Genomic DNA, 17023 nt, shown 5'->3' on the forward strand with positions numbered 1-17023 from the left:
CAATTTGAACTGAGAAAGGCTTTATTAGAGAATAGAATCCTGACTCGTCACGTGAAACGAATAATGATAATTACGATACTAATAATTGTTGCTAATTTTTTCATGTTTGTTTAAAATAAAAAACCTCCCGATTGGGAGGTTTTATAAATTGTATATTGATTACTTATTTATATAACACCTCGCCATAATTATCGAATGATAATTATAATAATGACAATGATGATGTTAACTAAGTGTTTCATTTTTTCTTGATAAGGTGCAAATGTATTGATTTTTAGGAAACCGAAATAATAATTTATTATTTCTTTACTGTTTTTTTATTTTCAGCTATCATAAGTAGATACTGAACTAGAATTTAGATTACGATAACAGATTGATATCAGTAAGATAGGAAACATTAAAATCAATGCAACAAATCACTATAGCGTCTTTGGGCGATAAACAATAATCAAGATTATAACCAGATGGTTTCTTTTTGTTTGATGTGATTTGAAATTTTTAAAATGTCTTTTAGAATAGTTCTGGCGGCTATCTCTTTACCTGAGCTAGCTCCCTGAATTATGATTGGGTTTTTACTGTTTGTTGTAGTATATATTTCTATTAAATTTTCGGCGTTTTGTAACTGACCAAGCGCGGAATTAATAGGTACAGAAATTAATTTTACCTCTATTTTTTCACTTTCAATATCAAATTCTCCAACGTATCGTAAAACATGATTCTCATTCTGAGTCAGTTTAGCAATTCTATACGGTTTATCTAATAAATTTTTATTGTTTTTGTATACTGACTTTGTATGGGTTTCATTGAGAGTAGGTATTAATAAAGGCATAATTTGTACCTCTTTCAATTCTGCTTTATGCTCTATTTCTCGGGCTAGAATTACTAATTTTTCGGCTTCAGCATTTCCGGAAAGATCTTCACGGGAATCAGTTTTGGTATAGCCTAATTTTTCAGCATCTTCAATTATTTTTGAAAACGGAATGTCTTCATTTCCAAATCTATTAAAGATATAACTCAATGAACTGGAGAATACACCTCTGATTTTTGTGATTTTTTCCCCTGAAAAATGCAATTCTTTAATGGTGTTTAGAATTGGCAATCCCGCACTAATATTTGCTTCATATAAATAGTCTTTATCGAATTTTTTTAGATTTCTACGAATTTCAGTATAAAAATCATGATGTAATATATTGGCCTTTTTATTAGCAGCTACAATATTAAAACCATTTTGTATTAATGAAATGTACGATTTTACAATGTCGGGACTATTGGTTGCATCAACGGCAATCAAATTTTCTAATCCCTGATTTGTGGTATATTCTATAATATCTTCGACTCTGAAAGGAATGGCAGATTGTGCAAAATTTGCTTCCCAAGTATTCGCCAAACCCTCTTTTTCAAAAAAAGCTAAACTGGAATTGGTTATGATTGGGAAACGCAATTCGATAGTATACTTTTCCTGAAAAAAATGCTGGCTTTCCAGAACCTGTTGGATTAAATTGCCTCCTACATTTCCAATTCCAAAAAGAACTATGTTAATTCTAAGCGCTGACATAATTTTGTGTTTTATGATTTAAAAAAATAGGGTTCAATATATCTGCTAATTGGTTGAATTCTATCAAGAATGCATCATGTCCATGAATAGATTGAATTTGATGGTAAAAAACATTTTGTTTTATATTTTTTAGTCCACGGTAGGTTTTTCGGCTTTCGTCAGCGATGAACAAACAGTCAGTGTCAATCGTAATGAGATGAATGTTAGATTGAATGGTATTGGCTACAGCCAAAAAATCTTGTCTACTGCGGGTAATATCATTCGTCTTTAGCAAATGATTCATCAACTTATAAGCTGCCAATCGATACCTGTTTTTCAACTGAATTCCATGACCGAGCAACCAATTTTCGATTTGAAGAATGGAGGAACTGTCTAATTTGTTTCTTTGAAATCGTTGATTTACATATTCGGGCGTTCTGTACAATAAAGTAGCATGCAATCGTGCATCAACAATTGGGTCGTCCGAGTTATTGAGAATTTGATCTTGTATTAAAACATTCGCAATTACCCAATCAGTAGCTTTCCAATCAGTGGCAATTGGAATTAAATTTTCAATTCTTTCGGGTTGTAAAGCCGCCATTTCCCATGCAATTGCACCACCTAAACTTCCACCAATGACGGTAAAAACAGTTTCTATTTTTAAATAAAATAAGCCTTCCCAAAAAATTCTAGCAATATCACGAACGGTGAAATCACGGTAGTTGTCTATTAAATTCCCAACTTGGTCATCGTATCCGTTTCCTGGAATGTTAAAAACAATTACGGTAAAATAATTAGTATCAATGGATTTGTTTTCTCCGACAATTCCGTTCCACCAGCCGTTTTTTCCGGAAACGGTTGAGTTTCCTGTCAAAGAATGATTCACCACGACTATTGGTGCATGACCAATGGGCGGACCAAAAACTTGATAGGATAAAGAAATATATGTTTTCTGTTTCCCTATTTCTAAATCAAAATTAAAAAGATCTATTTTTTCTATATTTTCCATTTTTTACGGTTTTAAGATTCAAGTAGTTTTTTGTTTTTAGAAAAGCAGCCTTTGGAACCAAAAACAAACCAAAGGCACGCTTTTCAACCAAAAAACAAAAATTAGTATTGTTGTATTTCTTGAAGTTCTTTGATACTTGCAAAAGCAACTTTCAAATCTGTTTTTAAGTCTTCAATATCTTCTAAACCAACTGAAAGTCGAATCAAATCTTTAGAAACCCCTGTTGCAATTTGTTCCTCATCTGTTAATTGCTGGTGAGTTGTGCTTGCCGGATGAATAATAAGTGATTTAGTATCTCCAATATTGGCTAAAAGTGAAAATAATTGAGTCTCATCGGCTACTTTTTTAGCGGCTTCAAAGCCCCCTTTTAATCCAAAAGTAACGATACCGCTTTGTCCTTTTGGTAAATATTTTTGAACTAAATCATAATATTTACTTGTGCTTAAACCAGGATAATTGACCCAAGCCACTTCTTCTTGAAGTTCTAACCATTTTGCTAATGCCAATGCGTTTTGGCTGTGTCTGTGTATTCGAAGCGGTAAAGTTTCTAATCCCTGAATGATCTGAAAGGCGTTGAAAGGACTCAAAGCGGCACCAAAATCACGCAAGCCTTCTATTCTCACTTTTGCAATAAAAGCTGCATTGCCTAATGCTTCATGATAAATTAACCCGTGATACCCCGCCGAAGGTTCTGTAAACTCAGTAAATTTTCCATTTGACCAGTCAAAATTTCCTGCATCAATAATAACGCCTCCAAGTGAAGTTCCGTTTCCTGAAATGTATTTTGTCAGGGAATGAATTACAATATCGGCTCCATATGCAATAGGATTGAGTAGGTAAGGAGACGCAACGGTATTATCAACAATAAACGGGACTTTAAACGCCTTAGCCTCTGTTGAAATTGCTTTTAAATCCAACACATCTAATTTTGGATTTCCTAATGATTCTACAAAAAAGGCTTTGGTATTTTCTTGGGCAGCATTTGTAAAATTTGAGGGCTCTGTAGGATCTACAAATGTAGTGGTAATGCCCAATCTTGGTAAGGTCACTTTTAATAAATTGTAGGTTCCGCCATAAAGACTATTTGACGCAACTATGTGATCACCGGCTTTCAATAAAACCAAAAAAGCCGTTGCAATTGCTGCTGTTCCTGAGGCAGTAACCACAGCTCCGATTCCTCCTTCCAAAGCGGCTAATCGTTGCTCTAAAATATCATTGGTTGGATTATTTAATCGGGTGTAGATAAATCCGGCTTCGGCTAAGCCAAATAAATTGGCGGCATGTTCCGAATTATTGAAAACATAAGAACTGGTTTGGTAAATAGGAACTGCTCTGGTTCCTGCGTTTTTTGTTACGTCGTGACCTGCATGTAATGCATTTGTTTCAAATTTTTGTGTGCTCATGATCGTTAATTTTTAGGGTTATTTAGTGTTTTTTCTTGTTTTGTTTATGGATATAAAAAAACCTCTGCGGTTTGCAGAGGTTCTATTTATCTTTTTAAAATTAATTATAATAGAAACGCTGCGGAAAATTCCGGCATCATTTTACACATATTGCAATTGATTAATTTCATTTGTTTTTATCTTTTGTTGAGGCAAATGTGCAAACTATTTTTTATTCCACCAAGGAAAAATTGATTTATTTTATAAATTCTATAGAAATAGTAGAATTTAATATTATTTCAAAGTATTTAATACATTGTTTTATGAAATATTTATTTCTGATTTTATTTAATGGTAAGATGTTGAGAGTGTTATTTAAGAGCTTTAATATTTGTAGTAATAACTATAAGAATATTGAAATTCCTTCCTATTAAATTGGAATTATACTATTTATGTCTGGGAAGATAAAACAGGAGTTGTAGAGTTTAGCAAAATTAGACCTGGAAATGAGGCAATTCCCGGAGCAGTCAGCAAAAATTAACGAAGTTTAAGTATCCACATATAAAAAATTTGTATTTTGACACCAAAACAATAACTATTTATTAGAATGTCACAAAAAACAAAGCAATTTACAATTCATGAAGATTGGACAGTAGTACTCTTAGGTTTCCTGATTATCGGGTTATCCCTTTTTGTTTTTCTTCCCTCGGTTCCTGTATTCAAGTGGTCAAATGATACGGATTTACGCAACGATGTATTTGATTACGGGAATTTACAAATCATTATGGTGCAGTTTGTGTACCTTATTTCTATTGGGAGTATTGGTGCTTTTTTGACTGGAAAGTCAGTAAAAAACTTCTTGATGGGTTTTCCTGTCGTTTATTTATTAACCGTTATAGCATTGATTATTGCAGGAAACAGCGAGATAAAAGGACTCAATTTAGAGGCTGTAATTTTCAGCTTGATTATCGGTTTGTCTATAGGTAATTTTTTTACGCTTCCAGAATGGTTTAGAACAGCACTTTCTACAGAAATTTTTGTAAAAATTGGATTGGTATTATTAGGGACCAGCGTCATATTTTCAGATATTCTTAAAGCAGGTTCTTTGGGATTGATACAAGCTTTGATAGTCGTATTATCGGTTTGGTATTTTGCTTTTTGGTTGTGTAAAAAACTAAAAGTAGATGACGAGTTGACCATGATGATATCCAGTGCGGTTTCCATTTGTGGAGTTTCGGCAGCTATTGCCACATCAGGAGCTATTAAAGGAGACTCAAAGAAGCTTTCGTATGTTATTTCGATGGTTTTGGTTACTGCCATTCCAATGATGATTTTTATGCCGATAATTGCCAAATACTTTAATTTTCCGGAAGAAGTTACCGGGGCATGGTTAGGCGGCAGTATTGATACTTCTGGAGCAGTAGTAGCTTCGGGTTCCTTGGTGGGAGAAACAGCTTTGAAAATTAGTACTATCGTTAAATTTTCTCAGAATGTATTATTGGGTTTAGCTGCTTTTGCTATTTCGGTTTATTGGACATACACTCAAAATGCATCTGATGGAGCTACTGTGTCTAAACCAACTTTAAAAGTGATTTGGGAACGTTTTCCAAAATTTGTTATCGGGTTTATTGCAGCTTCATTACTTTTTTCTTTTTTACTCACATCTGACGCTCGGGATGCAGTCAAAGACGGATTAAAGAATTTACAAGGAATTTGGTTTGCTTTAGCTTTTACCAGCATTGGTTTAGAAACCAATTTTAAAGATTTGTTCAGCAAAAACAGTAAAAAACCGCTTTATGCGTTCTTAATTGCACAGTTGTTCAACATCATAATTACACTTATTATTGCCTTTATATTGTTTGGTAAATGATAGTTTGATTATCATAGATAGTCCTAAAAAAATCCATTTTACAGTTTGTAAAATGGATTTTTTATTTTGTGGAGTCACTGAGATCAAAATCGAACAGCTTTATTAGATCTGGTTTTCATAGTTTATCGATGAACATTTTAAGTTGAGTCTATCATAAAGGAAAACTACTAAGAAAGTAATCACATGTTTGCGATTTAGTAATCTTGGAGAAATCAATGGCTCAATTGAGGTGCAGGAATTATGTACTCATCAATGGATTTCATTTAATACTGTTTTTAAAAGAACTTCAATCGTTTTCGCTTTCTTTTACTTGTTAAACATAATTAAAATTGTTTTTTTCTTTCATTACTTTCATTACTTTTGGCCTCCAAATGAGAGTAACTGTATTTTTTTTATACCTGTTTTTCTATCTGCAAAGCGGAGGAAATTATGTTCATGCTGCTTCGCATGACAACGACATTTACAGCTCATTAATTTCCAAACTTGTACAAGCGAATCAAGTAAAATTTGCTAAGACTGGTTCGAGCAGTATAATTATTAATGCTGACGGTTTTGATCTAGAAGAGGAATGCTCCAACAGCGATTCTCTTAAAAACAAAAATTTAAACAAAAATTTTACTGAAAAATTTGGCATTTCAAAAGTTTGGTATCAGACATTTTCTTGTCAGTCTATCATAAACTATTGTAATAAGAATTTTAAAATCTTCGCGCCATTTTGTGGCCAGTCATATCCTATTTATATTATTCAGCAGGTATTAAGAATTTGATTAATACTGAAATCAGTTACTAAATTTATGAGATTGCTTACTTTATGAACGCTTTAGGCTTTCATTTACGGTATGGCAGTTCCAATATTTTTTGGAAACTGATGACTTTTTATGTCTAAGGAATTCCCAATTCCAAGTATTTAATCGCTTAATTTCCATTTTATATCATGAATAAAATACTCGTGTTCACGGGCTTGATTGCCTTGTTGTGCCTAACAAGTTGTACAACAAAAAAAGAAGAAAAAGAAGAAGAGACAAAATTTATTGTTACCAATCCCATAAAAATTGATACTTCGTTTACCAAACAATATGTTTCACAAATTCGTTCCGTACGTAACATTGAAGTTCGAGCGCAGGAAAAAGGATATTTACAAAACATCTATGTAGATGAAGGTCAATATGTAAAAGCAGGTCAGCTACTATTTAGAATTATGCCGGGAATGTATCAGGCAGAATTGCTAAAGGCACAAGCAGAAGCTAAAGGCGCTGAGATTGAATTACAAAATGCCAAAAACCTTGCCGACAAAAATATAGTTTCCAGAAACGAGCAGTCTTTGGCTCAAGCCAAATTAGAGCAGGCAAGAGCAGAAGTGGCTTTGGCGAAACTTCATTTATCATTCACTGAAATCAGAGCGCCATTTGCCGGAACTATTGATCGCATTCCCTTAAAATTAGGGAGTCTGATTGATGAAGGGGAACTGTTAACCAGTCTGTCGGATAACAGTCAAATGTTTGCCTATTTTAATGTTTCAGAACCGGAGTACTTAGAATATCAAAGCAATGTAAAAGATCGTGCAACTAATAAAGTAGGTCTGCTATTGGCTAATAACCAAGTGTTTCAATTTAAAGGAAATGTCGAGGTTATTGAAAGTGAATTTAATAATGAAACAGGAAATATAGCCTTCAGAGCACGATTCCCAAACTCAAACAAATTACTGAAACACGGAGAAACAGGATTGGTTCAAATGAATGTTCCGCTTAAAAATGCTATTGTAATTCCGCAAAAAGCTACGTATGAAATTCAGGATAAAAAATATGTTTTTTTAGTAAATAAAAACAATGTGCTGGAATCAAAGGAAATTATTATTACTGGTGAAATCCCCGATTTGTATGTTGTTTCCAGTGGAATTACTGAAAATGACAAGATTTTACTGGAAGGTATTCAGAAAGTTAAAGACGATGAAAAGATAAAGTATGATTTTGTAAAATCGAAAGACGTCATCGCTCATTTGCGATTAAAAACGGAATAGGTTTATAATTTTCAATTTGGTTTAACCATAAAAAATAAATATAATGTTTAATAAATTTATTCAAAGACCAGTTTTGTCGATAGTAATATCGCTCATAATAGTCTTTTTGGGAGTCTTGGCGGTAACCAATTTGCCGGTGACTCAATTCCCTTCCATTTCGCCACCAAGGGTAAACGTAATAGCAGATTATCCGGGATCAAATGGAGAACTGATGATCAAGTCCGTAATCATACCATTAGAAAAGGCACTCAATGGAGTTCCTGGAATGAAATACATGACTTCAGATGCGGGTAACGACGGAGAAGCCAGTATTCAAATAATTTTTAATTTGGGTACCGACCCGAATCAAGCAGCTATAAATGTTCAAAACCGTGTAGCCTCTGTAGTCAATAAATTACCGCCATTAGTGGTAAGAGAAGGAGTGAAAATTACGCGTGAAGAATCGAGTATGCTGATGTATGTGAATCTTTACAGTACGGATAAGAATACGGATCAGAAGTTTTTATACAACTTTGCCGAGATTAATATTCTCTCTGAATTAAAAAGGGTAAATGGAGTAGGATTTGCAGATGTTTTGGGTAATCGGGAATATGCGATGAGAATTTGGCTTAAGCCAGACAGAATGTTAGCCTATAAAATTTCTGCAGAGGAAATTATGGAAGCCTTAGCCAATCAAAGTCTAGAAGCGTCACCGGGTAAAACAGGAGAAAGTTCAGGTAAAAGATCGCAAGCATTTGAATATGTACTAAAATATTCTGGCCGATTTACTACTAAAGAACAATACGGAAATGTAGTACTTAGGTCTAATCCTGACGGCGAAATTTTACGATTAAAAGATGTCGCCAATATTGAGTTTGGAAGTTCTATGTATGATATTTATTCGAACTTAAACGGAAAACCTTCTGCTGCAATTGTTTTGAAACAATCCTACGGAAGTAATGCCAGTCAGGTTATTAAAGATGTAAAATTAAAATTAGCTGAAATCAAGAAAAATTCTTTCCCAAAAGGAATGGATTATGAAATCAGTTATGATGTATCTAAATTTCTGGATGCTTCTATCGAAAAAGTAATTCACACTTTGGTCGAAGCCTTTATTTTAGTGGGTTTGGTAGTATTTCTTTTCTTGGGCGATTGGAGATCAACTATTATCCCGGCCATTGCTGTGCCTGTTTCCCTTATTGGAACCTTTATGTTCATGCAATTATTCGGGATTACACTAAATCTTATTACTTTATTTGCATTAGTATTAGCCATTGGAGTCGTCGTCGATGATGCCATTGTGGTTATCGAAGCCGTCCACGCCAAGATGGAGGAAGACCATCTCTCACCGCTAAAAGCTACAAAAAAAGCGATGCACGAAATAGCAGGAGCAATTATAGCGATTACATTCCTGATGGCTGCGGTATTTATTCCGGTGGCATTCATGTCCGGGCCTGTAGGGATTTTTTATCGTCAATTCTCGATTACAATGGCAACTGCTATTATTCTTTCGGGTATTGTGGCATTAACGCTTACACCGGCACTTTGTGCGATGATGTTGAAAAGCAATCACGGCAAACCAAAAAAGAGAACGCCAATAAACCGCTTCTTAGATGGATTTAATACTAAATTTAATAATACTGCCGAGAAGTATCAAAGCGTTTTAAGTCGCATTGTAAACAGAAGAACCATCACTTTTATTGCGCTTATAGGTTTCTGTGCAGGAACTTGGTTCATCAGCAGTACTGTTCCTTCAGGATTTATTCCTAATGAAGATCAGGGGATGTTTTATGCCATCATCCAAACGCCTCCCGGTTCCTCATTAGAAAGAACGGATAATATTGCTGAAAAATTACAGAAAATTGCCGAAACCATCGACGGTGTGCAATCGGTATCTGCTTTGGCAGGATATGAAATTCTTACGGAAGGTACGGGTGCCAATGCTGGAACTTGTTTGATTAATCTTAAAGAATGGAGCGAGCGAAAGCATTCTGTACAAGAAATTATGACCGAATTAGAAGAGAAAACTAAAGATATTCCGGGTGCCAATATTGAGTTTTTCCAACCGCCGGCTGTGCCAGGATATGGAGCCGCAGGAGGTTTTGAACTTCGTCTGTTGGACAAAGCTGGGTCAGGGGATTACAAGAAAATGGAAAGCGTTAATAATGATTTCGTTAAGGAATTGAATAAGCGTCCAGAATTAGCATCTGTATTTAGTTTTTACAGTGCCAGTTTTCCTCAGTATATGATGAAAGTCGACAATGATTTGGCACAACAGAAAGGGGTTTCTATTGAAAACGCTATGAACACTTTATCAACATTGGTGGGTAGTAACTATGAAATCAGTTTTATCAAATACGGGTTTAATTACAAAGTCATAGTACAGGCCGCTCCTGAATATCGTGCTTTACCGGAAGATATTTTGAAACTATATGTGAAGAACAATAGGGACGAAATGGTGCCTTTCTCCGCTTTTATGAAGTTGGAAAAAGTATATGGACTATCAGAAATCACCCGACATAACATGTATAATTCTTCTGAAATAAGTGGTTCAGCTGCGCCAGGTTACAGTAGTGGAGCGGCCATTAAAGCTGTACAAGAAGTAGCAGAGTCAAAATTACCTCGAGGTTTTGGTATTGATTGGGCGGGTATTTCTGCTGATGAGGTTTCACAAGGAAATCAAGCCATTTGGATTTTTCTAATCTGTTTAGGTTTTGTCTATCTTGTTTTAGCAGCACAGTACGAAAGTTTCATTCTTCCGTTGTCAGTAATCCTTTCTTTACCGGCAGGAATTTTTGGAGCCTTTCTTTTATTGAAGTTGACAGGCTTAGAGAACAATATCTACGCTCAGGTAGCCATGGTGATGCTGATAGGTTTATTGGGTAAAAATGCAGTTTTGATTGTCGAATTTGCAATTCAAAGGCATGCTTCCGGAAGAACGGTGCTTCAAGCCGCAATGGAAGGTGCTAAAGCCAGATTCCGTCCTATATTGATGACCTCTTTTGCATTTATAGCAGGTTTGATACCACTGGTATTTGCTACTGGACCGGGTAAAATTGGTAATAGAACTATTGGTACAGCAGCTGCAGGAGGAATGCTGATAGGAACTATATGTGGGGTATTTGTGATCCCTGGACTGTATTATGTTTTTGGTAGAATTGCTGAAAAATATAAACTGGTAAAAAATGAAAAAGAGAATCCATTAACCGAAGAATTTGATGATAATCATGTCTAAAATAAAGAATTATAAATATATTATCCCGCTAGGTATTTGTCTGGCAGTTGCAGGTTGTACACCAGTTTTAGCACCTTTGGTTGAAGCCAAAGCTGTTCCGGAATCTTTCAACAAGAGTACGGATACTACCAATATAGCTGCGATGCCTTGGCAAACCTATTTTAAAGACCCGAATTTGATAAACCTGATTGAAATTGCTTTAAAAAACAATCAAGAATTACAGATTACTTTGCAGGAAATTGAAATTGCTAAAAACGATATCCGTGTGCGAAAAGGGGCTCTTTTACCAAAAGTGGGTATTGGAGCAGGAGCAGGAATTGAAAAAGTGGGTAGATACACCAGCCAAGGTGCCGGAGATGCTTCAACTGAAATAAGACCAGGTCTAGAAATGCCAGAACCATTGGGTGATTTGAAAATAGCCGCTTATGCCAATTGGGAAGTGGATATTTGGAAAAAATTACGCAATTCTAAAAAAGCATCTATAAGTAGGTATTTATCAACTGTTGAAGGGAAGAATTTTGTGATAACCAATCTTATTGCAGAGGTTGCTGATTCGTATTACGAATTACTGGCTTTGGATAGCCAATTGGATATTGTAAAACAGAATATTGCCTTGCAAAGCACCGCTTTGGAAATTGTGAAATTTCAGAAAGAAGCCGCTAGGTCAACTGAATTGGCTGTTCAGAAATTTCAAGCTGAGGTAATGGCTTCCAAAAGTATGGAGTTTGAGATTCTTCAGAATATAAATGAAACGGAGAATAAAATCAGTTTCTTGTTAGGGCAATACCCGCAGGAAATAAAGAGAGACAAATCTAATTTTATTAGTTTATTGCCTCCGGTAATTCATTCTGGGATTCCTTCTCAATTGTTAGCGAACAGACCCGATATCAAACAAGCCGAAATGGAATTGGAAGCAGCAAAACTAGATGTAAAAGTAGCTCGCGCTGAGTTTTACCCTTCATTAGATATTACGGCAAAGGTAGGTGTAAATGCTTTTAAGGCATCGTACTTGTTTACATTGCCAGAATCATTATTGTATTCATTTGTGGGAGATTTTGCAGCACCATTAATCAACCGAAATGCAATAAAAGCAGAGTATAAATCTGCGAATGCCAGACAAATTCAGGCTTTGTACAACTATGAGCGTGCAATTCTTAAAGCGTATCTGGAGGTTTCCAGCCAGCTTTCTAAAATCAATAATTTGGAAAAAAGTTACCAACTGAAAGCACAACAAGTAGATGCTTTGAGCCGTTCGATTGCTGTAGCAGGTGATTTATTTAAGTCTGCCAGAGTAGATTATTTTGAAGTTTTGATGACCCAACGCGATGCTTTGGAATCCAAGCTCGAACTTATTGAGACTAAAAAAGAGCAACTCAACGCTGTAGTTCATGTTTACAGGGATTTAGGTGGCGGTTGGAAATAAATTAATTTGAGTTTCTAAATAACAGTACGTTACGAATCAGATATAAAAAAACATTTTTAGACAGTAGTAAGCACAAGTTTACTACTGTTTTTTTTGTTTTATAAGAACAGATTTAAATTTGGTTTTGATTCTGCTATTATTGTTAAGTCTTGATTTCGCTGAAATTTAGACATAAAAAAACCTTGTAATTCAATTGATTACAAGGTTTTCTGTGGAGTCGCCGGGAATCGAACCCGGGTCCAAACAAGCAACTAAAAAGCTTTCTACGCGTTTATTTCCTGATTAGGTTTTCGATAGTGTGCTAGGCCAGAAACAGCCACACAATACTTATCTTCTTAATTTCGAAATCCACCCGAAGCTTATGGAAATCTAGGTTTATTTTTACGGTTCCCCTAAATTGACCGCCACAAACCAAGGCTTTCAAGGAGAATCCAGCTTTCCTATCTGATAGGAACGTGGCTTAATCGTACTATAATTCGGATTATGCAGCTAAAGCGTAGTTATTTTCGCCGTGTAAAATTGTAAGATCTTATATTTACGAGCAAGGTCTCAATGCTCGACGTGCTTACTTCTCAATTCGACTCGCTGTCAAAACCAGTCGACCCCTTTTTTATTTCAAAATCCAAAATTTGAATTTTGAGTTTGCAAATGTACACTTTTAAACTTGAATTAGTAGTGCAAAACTCCCAACTCTATTTCAAAAATCATTCCTTTTTTTATTCGTCTTTTAATTTGAACGGGTAGTCCCCAAATAAAACGGCTAACTTCCTAACATCATATGTTTTTCGGGTAAATTTATTGGATAACGCAATAATGGTAACGCTTTCTTTTCTCAAGGTAATATAAGAGGAAGTGTTGCCATGCCACCAACCGTTATGAAAATAAAAGTTTTGTCCGGTCTCCCAATTGACCATTCTAATGCCTAAACCATAGTTTTTAGTGCCTTTGCGTTCATTACTGTATCCTTTATATACTAGACTTAACAATTTTGGTGTTAGGAAAGCTGAACTGTTTCTGGCTCTGTCAAATTTTAATAAATCACGAGGTGTGGAGTAGATATTCTTATCTCCATAAATCGCATCTAAGTAGTCCTTTCCAATTTCGACTTTATTGCCTTTGTAGGAAGTAACAGCGGTGTCTTTATCTCTTTCATAATCAAAAACATAGGTGTTTTTCATGCCTAATGGTTCAAAAATGATTTGTTTCATGGCATCTTTGTAAGGAAGTTTTGTGATTTTTTCAATTATTAATGCCAACATGGCATAATTAGTATTGCAATAACTAAAACGAGTATCGGTTTTGAATTCTAAACCAATATCCTTTGTTGCCATGATAGTCAGGATATCTTGATTGGTAAGTATGTTGTGTCTATCCCAGATGGTTTTATCACGATCCGTAAAATAAGCATAATTACGCATACCACTTCTGTGATTCAACAAGGTTTGTATCGTAACATCAGGATACGGAAACTCTTTCAAGATAGTATTCACCTTTTGATCTAAGTCAAGTCTTTTAGCATTTATTAGTTTTAAAATAGCCGTTGCCGTAATTACTTTACTCACAGACGCTATGTGGAGCGGAGTAGATTTAGTAATTAATGTTTTATCTCTAAAATTGGAGTAGCCTTCGTATTTTTCATAAATAATTTGACCATTTTTAGCAACCAGAAAACTTCCGTTTGCACTATTGTTGGGCCAGTTTTTTTTATAAAAAGAGTCAATGGAAATCTTTTTTGAATTGATGTATTCGGCAGTTAATTTTGTCTCAGGTTTGCGTAACGGCTTCATCTTAGGTAATGTACTCTTTGGGAGTTGAGCATCACTTAATTCTATTTTCTTTTTCTCATTATTGCAAGAGCTTAAAACCAAAAAGAGGAGGAATATATGTAGTATATTTGTTTTTTTTATAAAATTCATTTCTGTAGTGCTAGAAAGGCAAATATATAGAATCAATGTCTTTTGAGACGTTGTTTTTTTGAAACCTTAACACTATTTTATCAGTAACAAAGAAGAGCAATTTTTGTATTATTTTGTACATCAGCTTATAGTAGTTTCTTGCTGGTTTTTTTTATGAAAAAAATAAATTGAATTTCGTTTAAATTGTTATATTTGTAACAAATAAACCAAATAAAGTTATAATAAAAACAAATCAAAAGCATAAAAAAATATGAAATTCGGAATTTTAAAAGAAAGAAAAAACCCGCCTGACAGAAGAGTTATTTTCTCACCTGATGAATTGGCCAGATTAAAACAGCTGTATCAAGGTGCTTCTATAAAAGTAGAAAGTTCCGATATTCGGGTTTTTACGGATGAACAATATAAAAATTTAGGAATTGAAGTAACCAATGATATCAGTGATTGTGATGTTTTATTTGGGGTAAAAGAAGTTCCAGTAGAAAATTTGATTCCTAATAAAGCATATTTCTTTTTTTCGCATACCATAAAAAAACAGCCTTACAATAGAAAATTATTACAAGCCGTTTTAGAAAAAAACATTGATTTATACGACCATGAAACCATTGTAAATTCTCATAATCACAGGCTAATTGGTTTTGGACGTTATGCTGGAATTGTGGGTGCGTACAATAGTATAAGAGCTTTTGGAATAAAATTCGAATTGTTTAAATTGCCAAAAGCGGAAACGCTTTCCGGTAAAGAAGCCTTAATTGCACATTTAAAACGATTGGTTTTACCTCCATTAAAATTTGTGATTACTGGTACAGGAAAAGTAGGGAATGGGGCAAAAGAGATTTTGGACGCCATAAAAATAAAAGAAGTTTCAGTTGAAAATTATTTAACAAAAAACTATACACAACCCGTTTACACTCAGATTGATGTATTAGAATACAACAAACGTAAAGACGGACAAGTGTTGGATTTCACAGATTTTTATGATAATCCACAAGAATACGTTTCTGATTTTGAACGATTTACTAAAGTCTCTGATGTTTATATTACAGGACATTTTCATGCCAATGAAGCTCCAGTAATTCTGACCCGTGAAATGCTTCAGTCTAATGATTGTAAAATTAAGATTGTTGCCGATGTTTCCTGTGATGTTAATGGTCCAATAGCCTGCACGCTCAGATCATCAACAATTGCGGAACCATTATACGGATATTTACCAAGTGAAGATAAGGAAGTAGATGTTTTTCATCCGGCTGCAATTGTGGTGATGGCAGTAGATAATTTACCTTGTGAATTGCCAAAAGATGCCAGTGAAGGATTTGGAGAAATGTTTATGGAGCATGTAATTCCTGCATTTTTCAATGGAGATAAAGATGGAATCTTACAAAGAGCCAAAATAGCTGAAAATGGAAAACTGACTCCAAGATTTAGTTATTTACAAGATTATGTCGACGGGAAATAAATACCGTTTCTTTAAAAATAGATAGACCTGCAATGTAAAGTTGTAGGTTTTTTTATGGAAATTTTCTTGGTTAAAAAATTGCTTCTTTTTAAAATATTATAAATCAATTAACACCTCAAAATTTAATGAGTTTGTGTAATTGCCTAATTTTGTTCAAAATCTGAAATTTATAATGACTAAAAATATTCCAATTTCCCTACTTGAATTAGCGATAATTACCGAAAATAGTAATGCAAGCGAAACATTACAAAAAACAAAAGTACTGGCACAACTGGCTGACAGTTTAGATTACAACCGTTTTTGGTTAGCCGAACATCATAATATGGCGCACGTAGCGAGTACTGCTACGGTAGTTTTGATTGGTTATATTGCCAGTCAAACCCAGAATATCCGTGTAGGTTCCGGTGGTATTATGTTGCCCAATCATGCCCCGTTAATTATTGCGGAACAATTTGGTACACTTGAAACACTATATCCCAATCGGATTGATTTAGGATTAGGAAGAGCGCCAGGAACTGATGGTTTAACAGCACAGGCGATTCGGAAAGATTTCTTCGAACAATCACAGCGATTTCCTCAAAATGTTGCCGCGCTACAGGAATTTTTCTCGGAGGATAATGCTACTGCAAAAGTGCGTGCTTTTCCTGCAGAAGGGACTAATGTTCCCATTTGGATTTTAGGCTCTAGTATGGATAGTGCTGCTTTGGCTGCTGCTAATGGATTGCCGTATGCCTTTGCAGGACATTTTGCGCCGAAACAAATGTATCAAGCATTTCAATTTTACCGAGATAACTTTGAGCCTTCAAAATATTTAGACCAACCCAAAACAATGGCTTGTGTAAACGCAATAGCTGCAGATACAAATGAAGAAGCAGAAAAATTATCAACGAGTTTAACTCAAATGTTTCTGAATTTGATTCGAAATGATAGAAAGCCGTTACAACCACCAGTTGATTCGCTTGATGGGATAATGCGTGAAGAAGAACATTTTCATGTAAACCAAATGACTGCTTGTTCGTTTGTAGGAAGCAAAGAAAAATTAGTTACCGAATTGAAGCAATTTATTGAATATACACAAATTGATGAATTGATGATTACGAGTCCAATTTTTAATCATGAAGATAAATTGAAAAGCATTCGAATCATGAAAGAAGTAATGGATACAATTAATAAGAAATAGAATTTCGGATGTTTTTTAAACTAAA

At 34.7% G+C, this 17023-nt stretch carries 10 protein-coding genes and 1 other RNA gene; 6 read left to right on the forward strand and 5 right to left on the reverse strand.

Features of this window, described 5'->3' with window-relative positions; translation table 11 throughout:
- Window positions 1-454 precede the first annotated feature (454 nt).
- From C8C87_RS05525 to C8C87_RS05535, 3 genes are all read right to left on the reverse strand, one after another.
- On the reverse strand, window positions 455-1555 hold the full coding sequence (locus tag C8C87_RS05525) for an aspartate kinase (protein ID WP_121341843.1): 1101 nt from the start codon (window positions 1553-1555) through the stop codon (window positions 455-457).
- On the reverse strand, window positions 1542-2543 hold the full coding sequence (locus C8C87_RS05530) for an alpha/beta fold hydrolase (protein ID WP_121341845.1): 1002 nt from the start codon (window positions 2541-2543) through the stop codon (window positions 1542-1544). Before C8C87_RS05530 ends, C8C87_RS05525 begins: the two co-directional genes overlap by 14 nt.
- Window positions 2544-2644: 101 nt before the next feature.
- The gene (locus C8C87_RS05535; protein WP_121341847.1) at window positions 2645-3946 is read right to left on the reverse strand and encodes an O-acetylhomoserine aminocarboxypropyltransferase/cysteine synthase family protein; all 1302 of its coding nucleotides are present in this window, start codon (window positions 3944-3946) and stop codon (window positions 2645-2647) included.
- 586 nt (window positions 3947-4532) lie between these two features.
- On the opposite strand from C8C87_RS05535, the gene C8C87_RS05540 reads away from it, so the two are divergent.
- From C8C87_RS05540 to C8C87_RS05560, 4 genes are all read left to right on the forward strand, one after another.
- A complete protein-coding gene (locus tag C8C87_RS05540; RefSeq protein WP_121341849.1) occupies window positions 4533-5795 on the forward strand; it encodes a YeiH family protein in 1263 nt (420 codons plus the stop codon).
- Between the two features lie 934 nt (window positions 5796-6729).
- Window positions 6730-7812, forward strand: coding sequence for an efflux RND transporter periplasmic adaptor subunit (locus C8C87_RS05550; RefSeq protein ID WP_121341853.1), 1083 nt, complete (start codon window positions 6730-6732; stop codon window positions 7810-7812).
- 43 nt (window positions 7813-7855) lie between these two features.
- The gene (locus C8C87_RS05555) at window positions 7856-11026 is read left to right on the forward strand and encodes an efflux RND transporter permease subunit (protein WP_121341855.1); all 3171 of its coding nucleotides are present in this window, start codon (window positions 7856-7858) and stop codon (window positions 11024-11026) included.
- Window positions 11019-12449 carry a TolC family protein gene (locus C8C87_RS05560; RefSeq protein WP_121341857.1) on the forward strand — a complete coding sequence of 477 codons (1431 nt, stop codon included), beginning with the start codon at window positions 11019-11021 and terminating at the stop codon, window positions 12447-12449. Before C8C87_RS05555 ends, C8C87_RS05560 begins: the two co-directional genes overlap by 8 nt.
- Before the next feature lie 209 nt (window positions 12450-12658).
- Here C8C87_RS05560 and ssrA read toward each other — a convergent pair.
- Window positions 12659-13055, reverse strand: a transfer-messenger RNA (tmRNA) gene (gene ssrA, locus C8C87_RS05565).
- A gap of 110 nt (window positions 13056-13165) precedes the next feature.
- Window positions 13166-14365, reverse strand: coding sequence for a serine hydrolase (locus C8C87_RS05570; RefSeq protein WP_121341858.1), 1200 nt, complete (start codon window positions 14363-14365; stop codon window positions 13166-13168).
- Between the two features lie 250 nt (window positions 14366-14615).
- Here C8C87_RS05570 and C8C87_RS05575 point away from each other — a divergent pair, with 250 nt between their 5' ends.
- Together C8C87_RS05575 and C8C87_RS05580 are read left to right on the forward strand one after the other, a co-directional pair.
- Window positions 14616-15818 (forward strand): NAD(P)-dependent oxidoreductase, encoded by a 1203-nt coding sequence (locus C8C87_RS05575; RefSeq protein WP_121341860.1) that lies wholly within the window; start codon window positions 14616-14618, stop codon window positions 15816-15818.
- 172 nt (window positions 15819-15990) lie between these two features.
- Complete coding sequence (locus tag C8C87_RS05580; RefSeq protein ID WP_121341862.1) at window positions 15991-16998, forward strand: LLM class flavin-dependent oxidoreductase; 1008 nt, start codon at window positions 15991-15993, stop codon at window positions 16996-16998.
- The last annotated feature ends 25 nt before the right edge of the window (window positions 16999-17023 follow it).

It is taken from the genome of Flavobacterium sp. 120, assembly GCF_003633605.1.
In the GTDB taxonomy this organism is placed as follows: Bacteria; Bacteroidota; Bacteroidia; order Flavobacteriales; family Flavobacteriaceae; genus Flavobacterium; species Flavobacterium algoritolerans.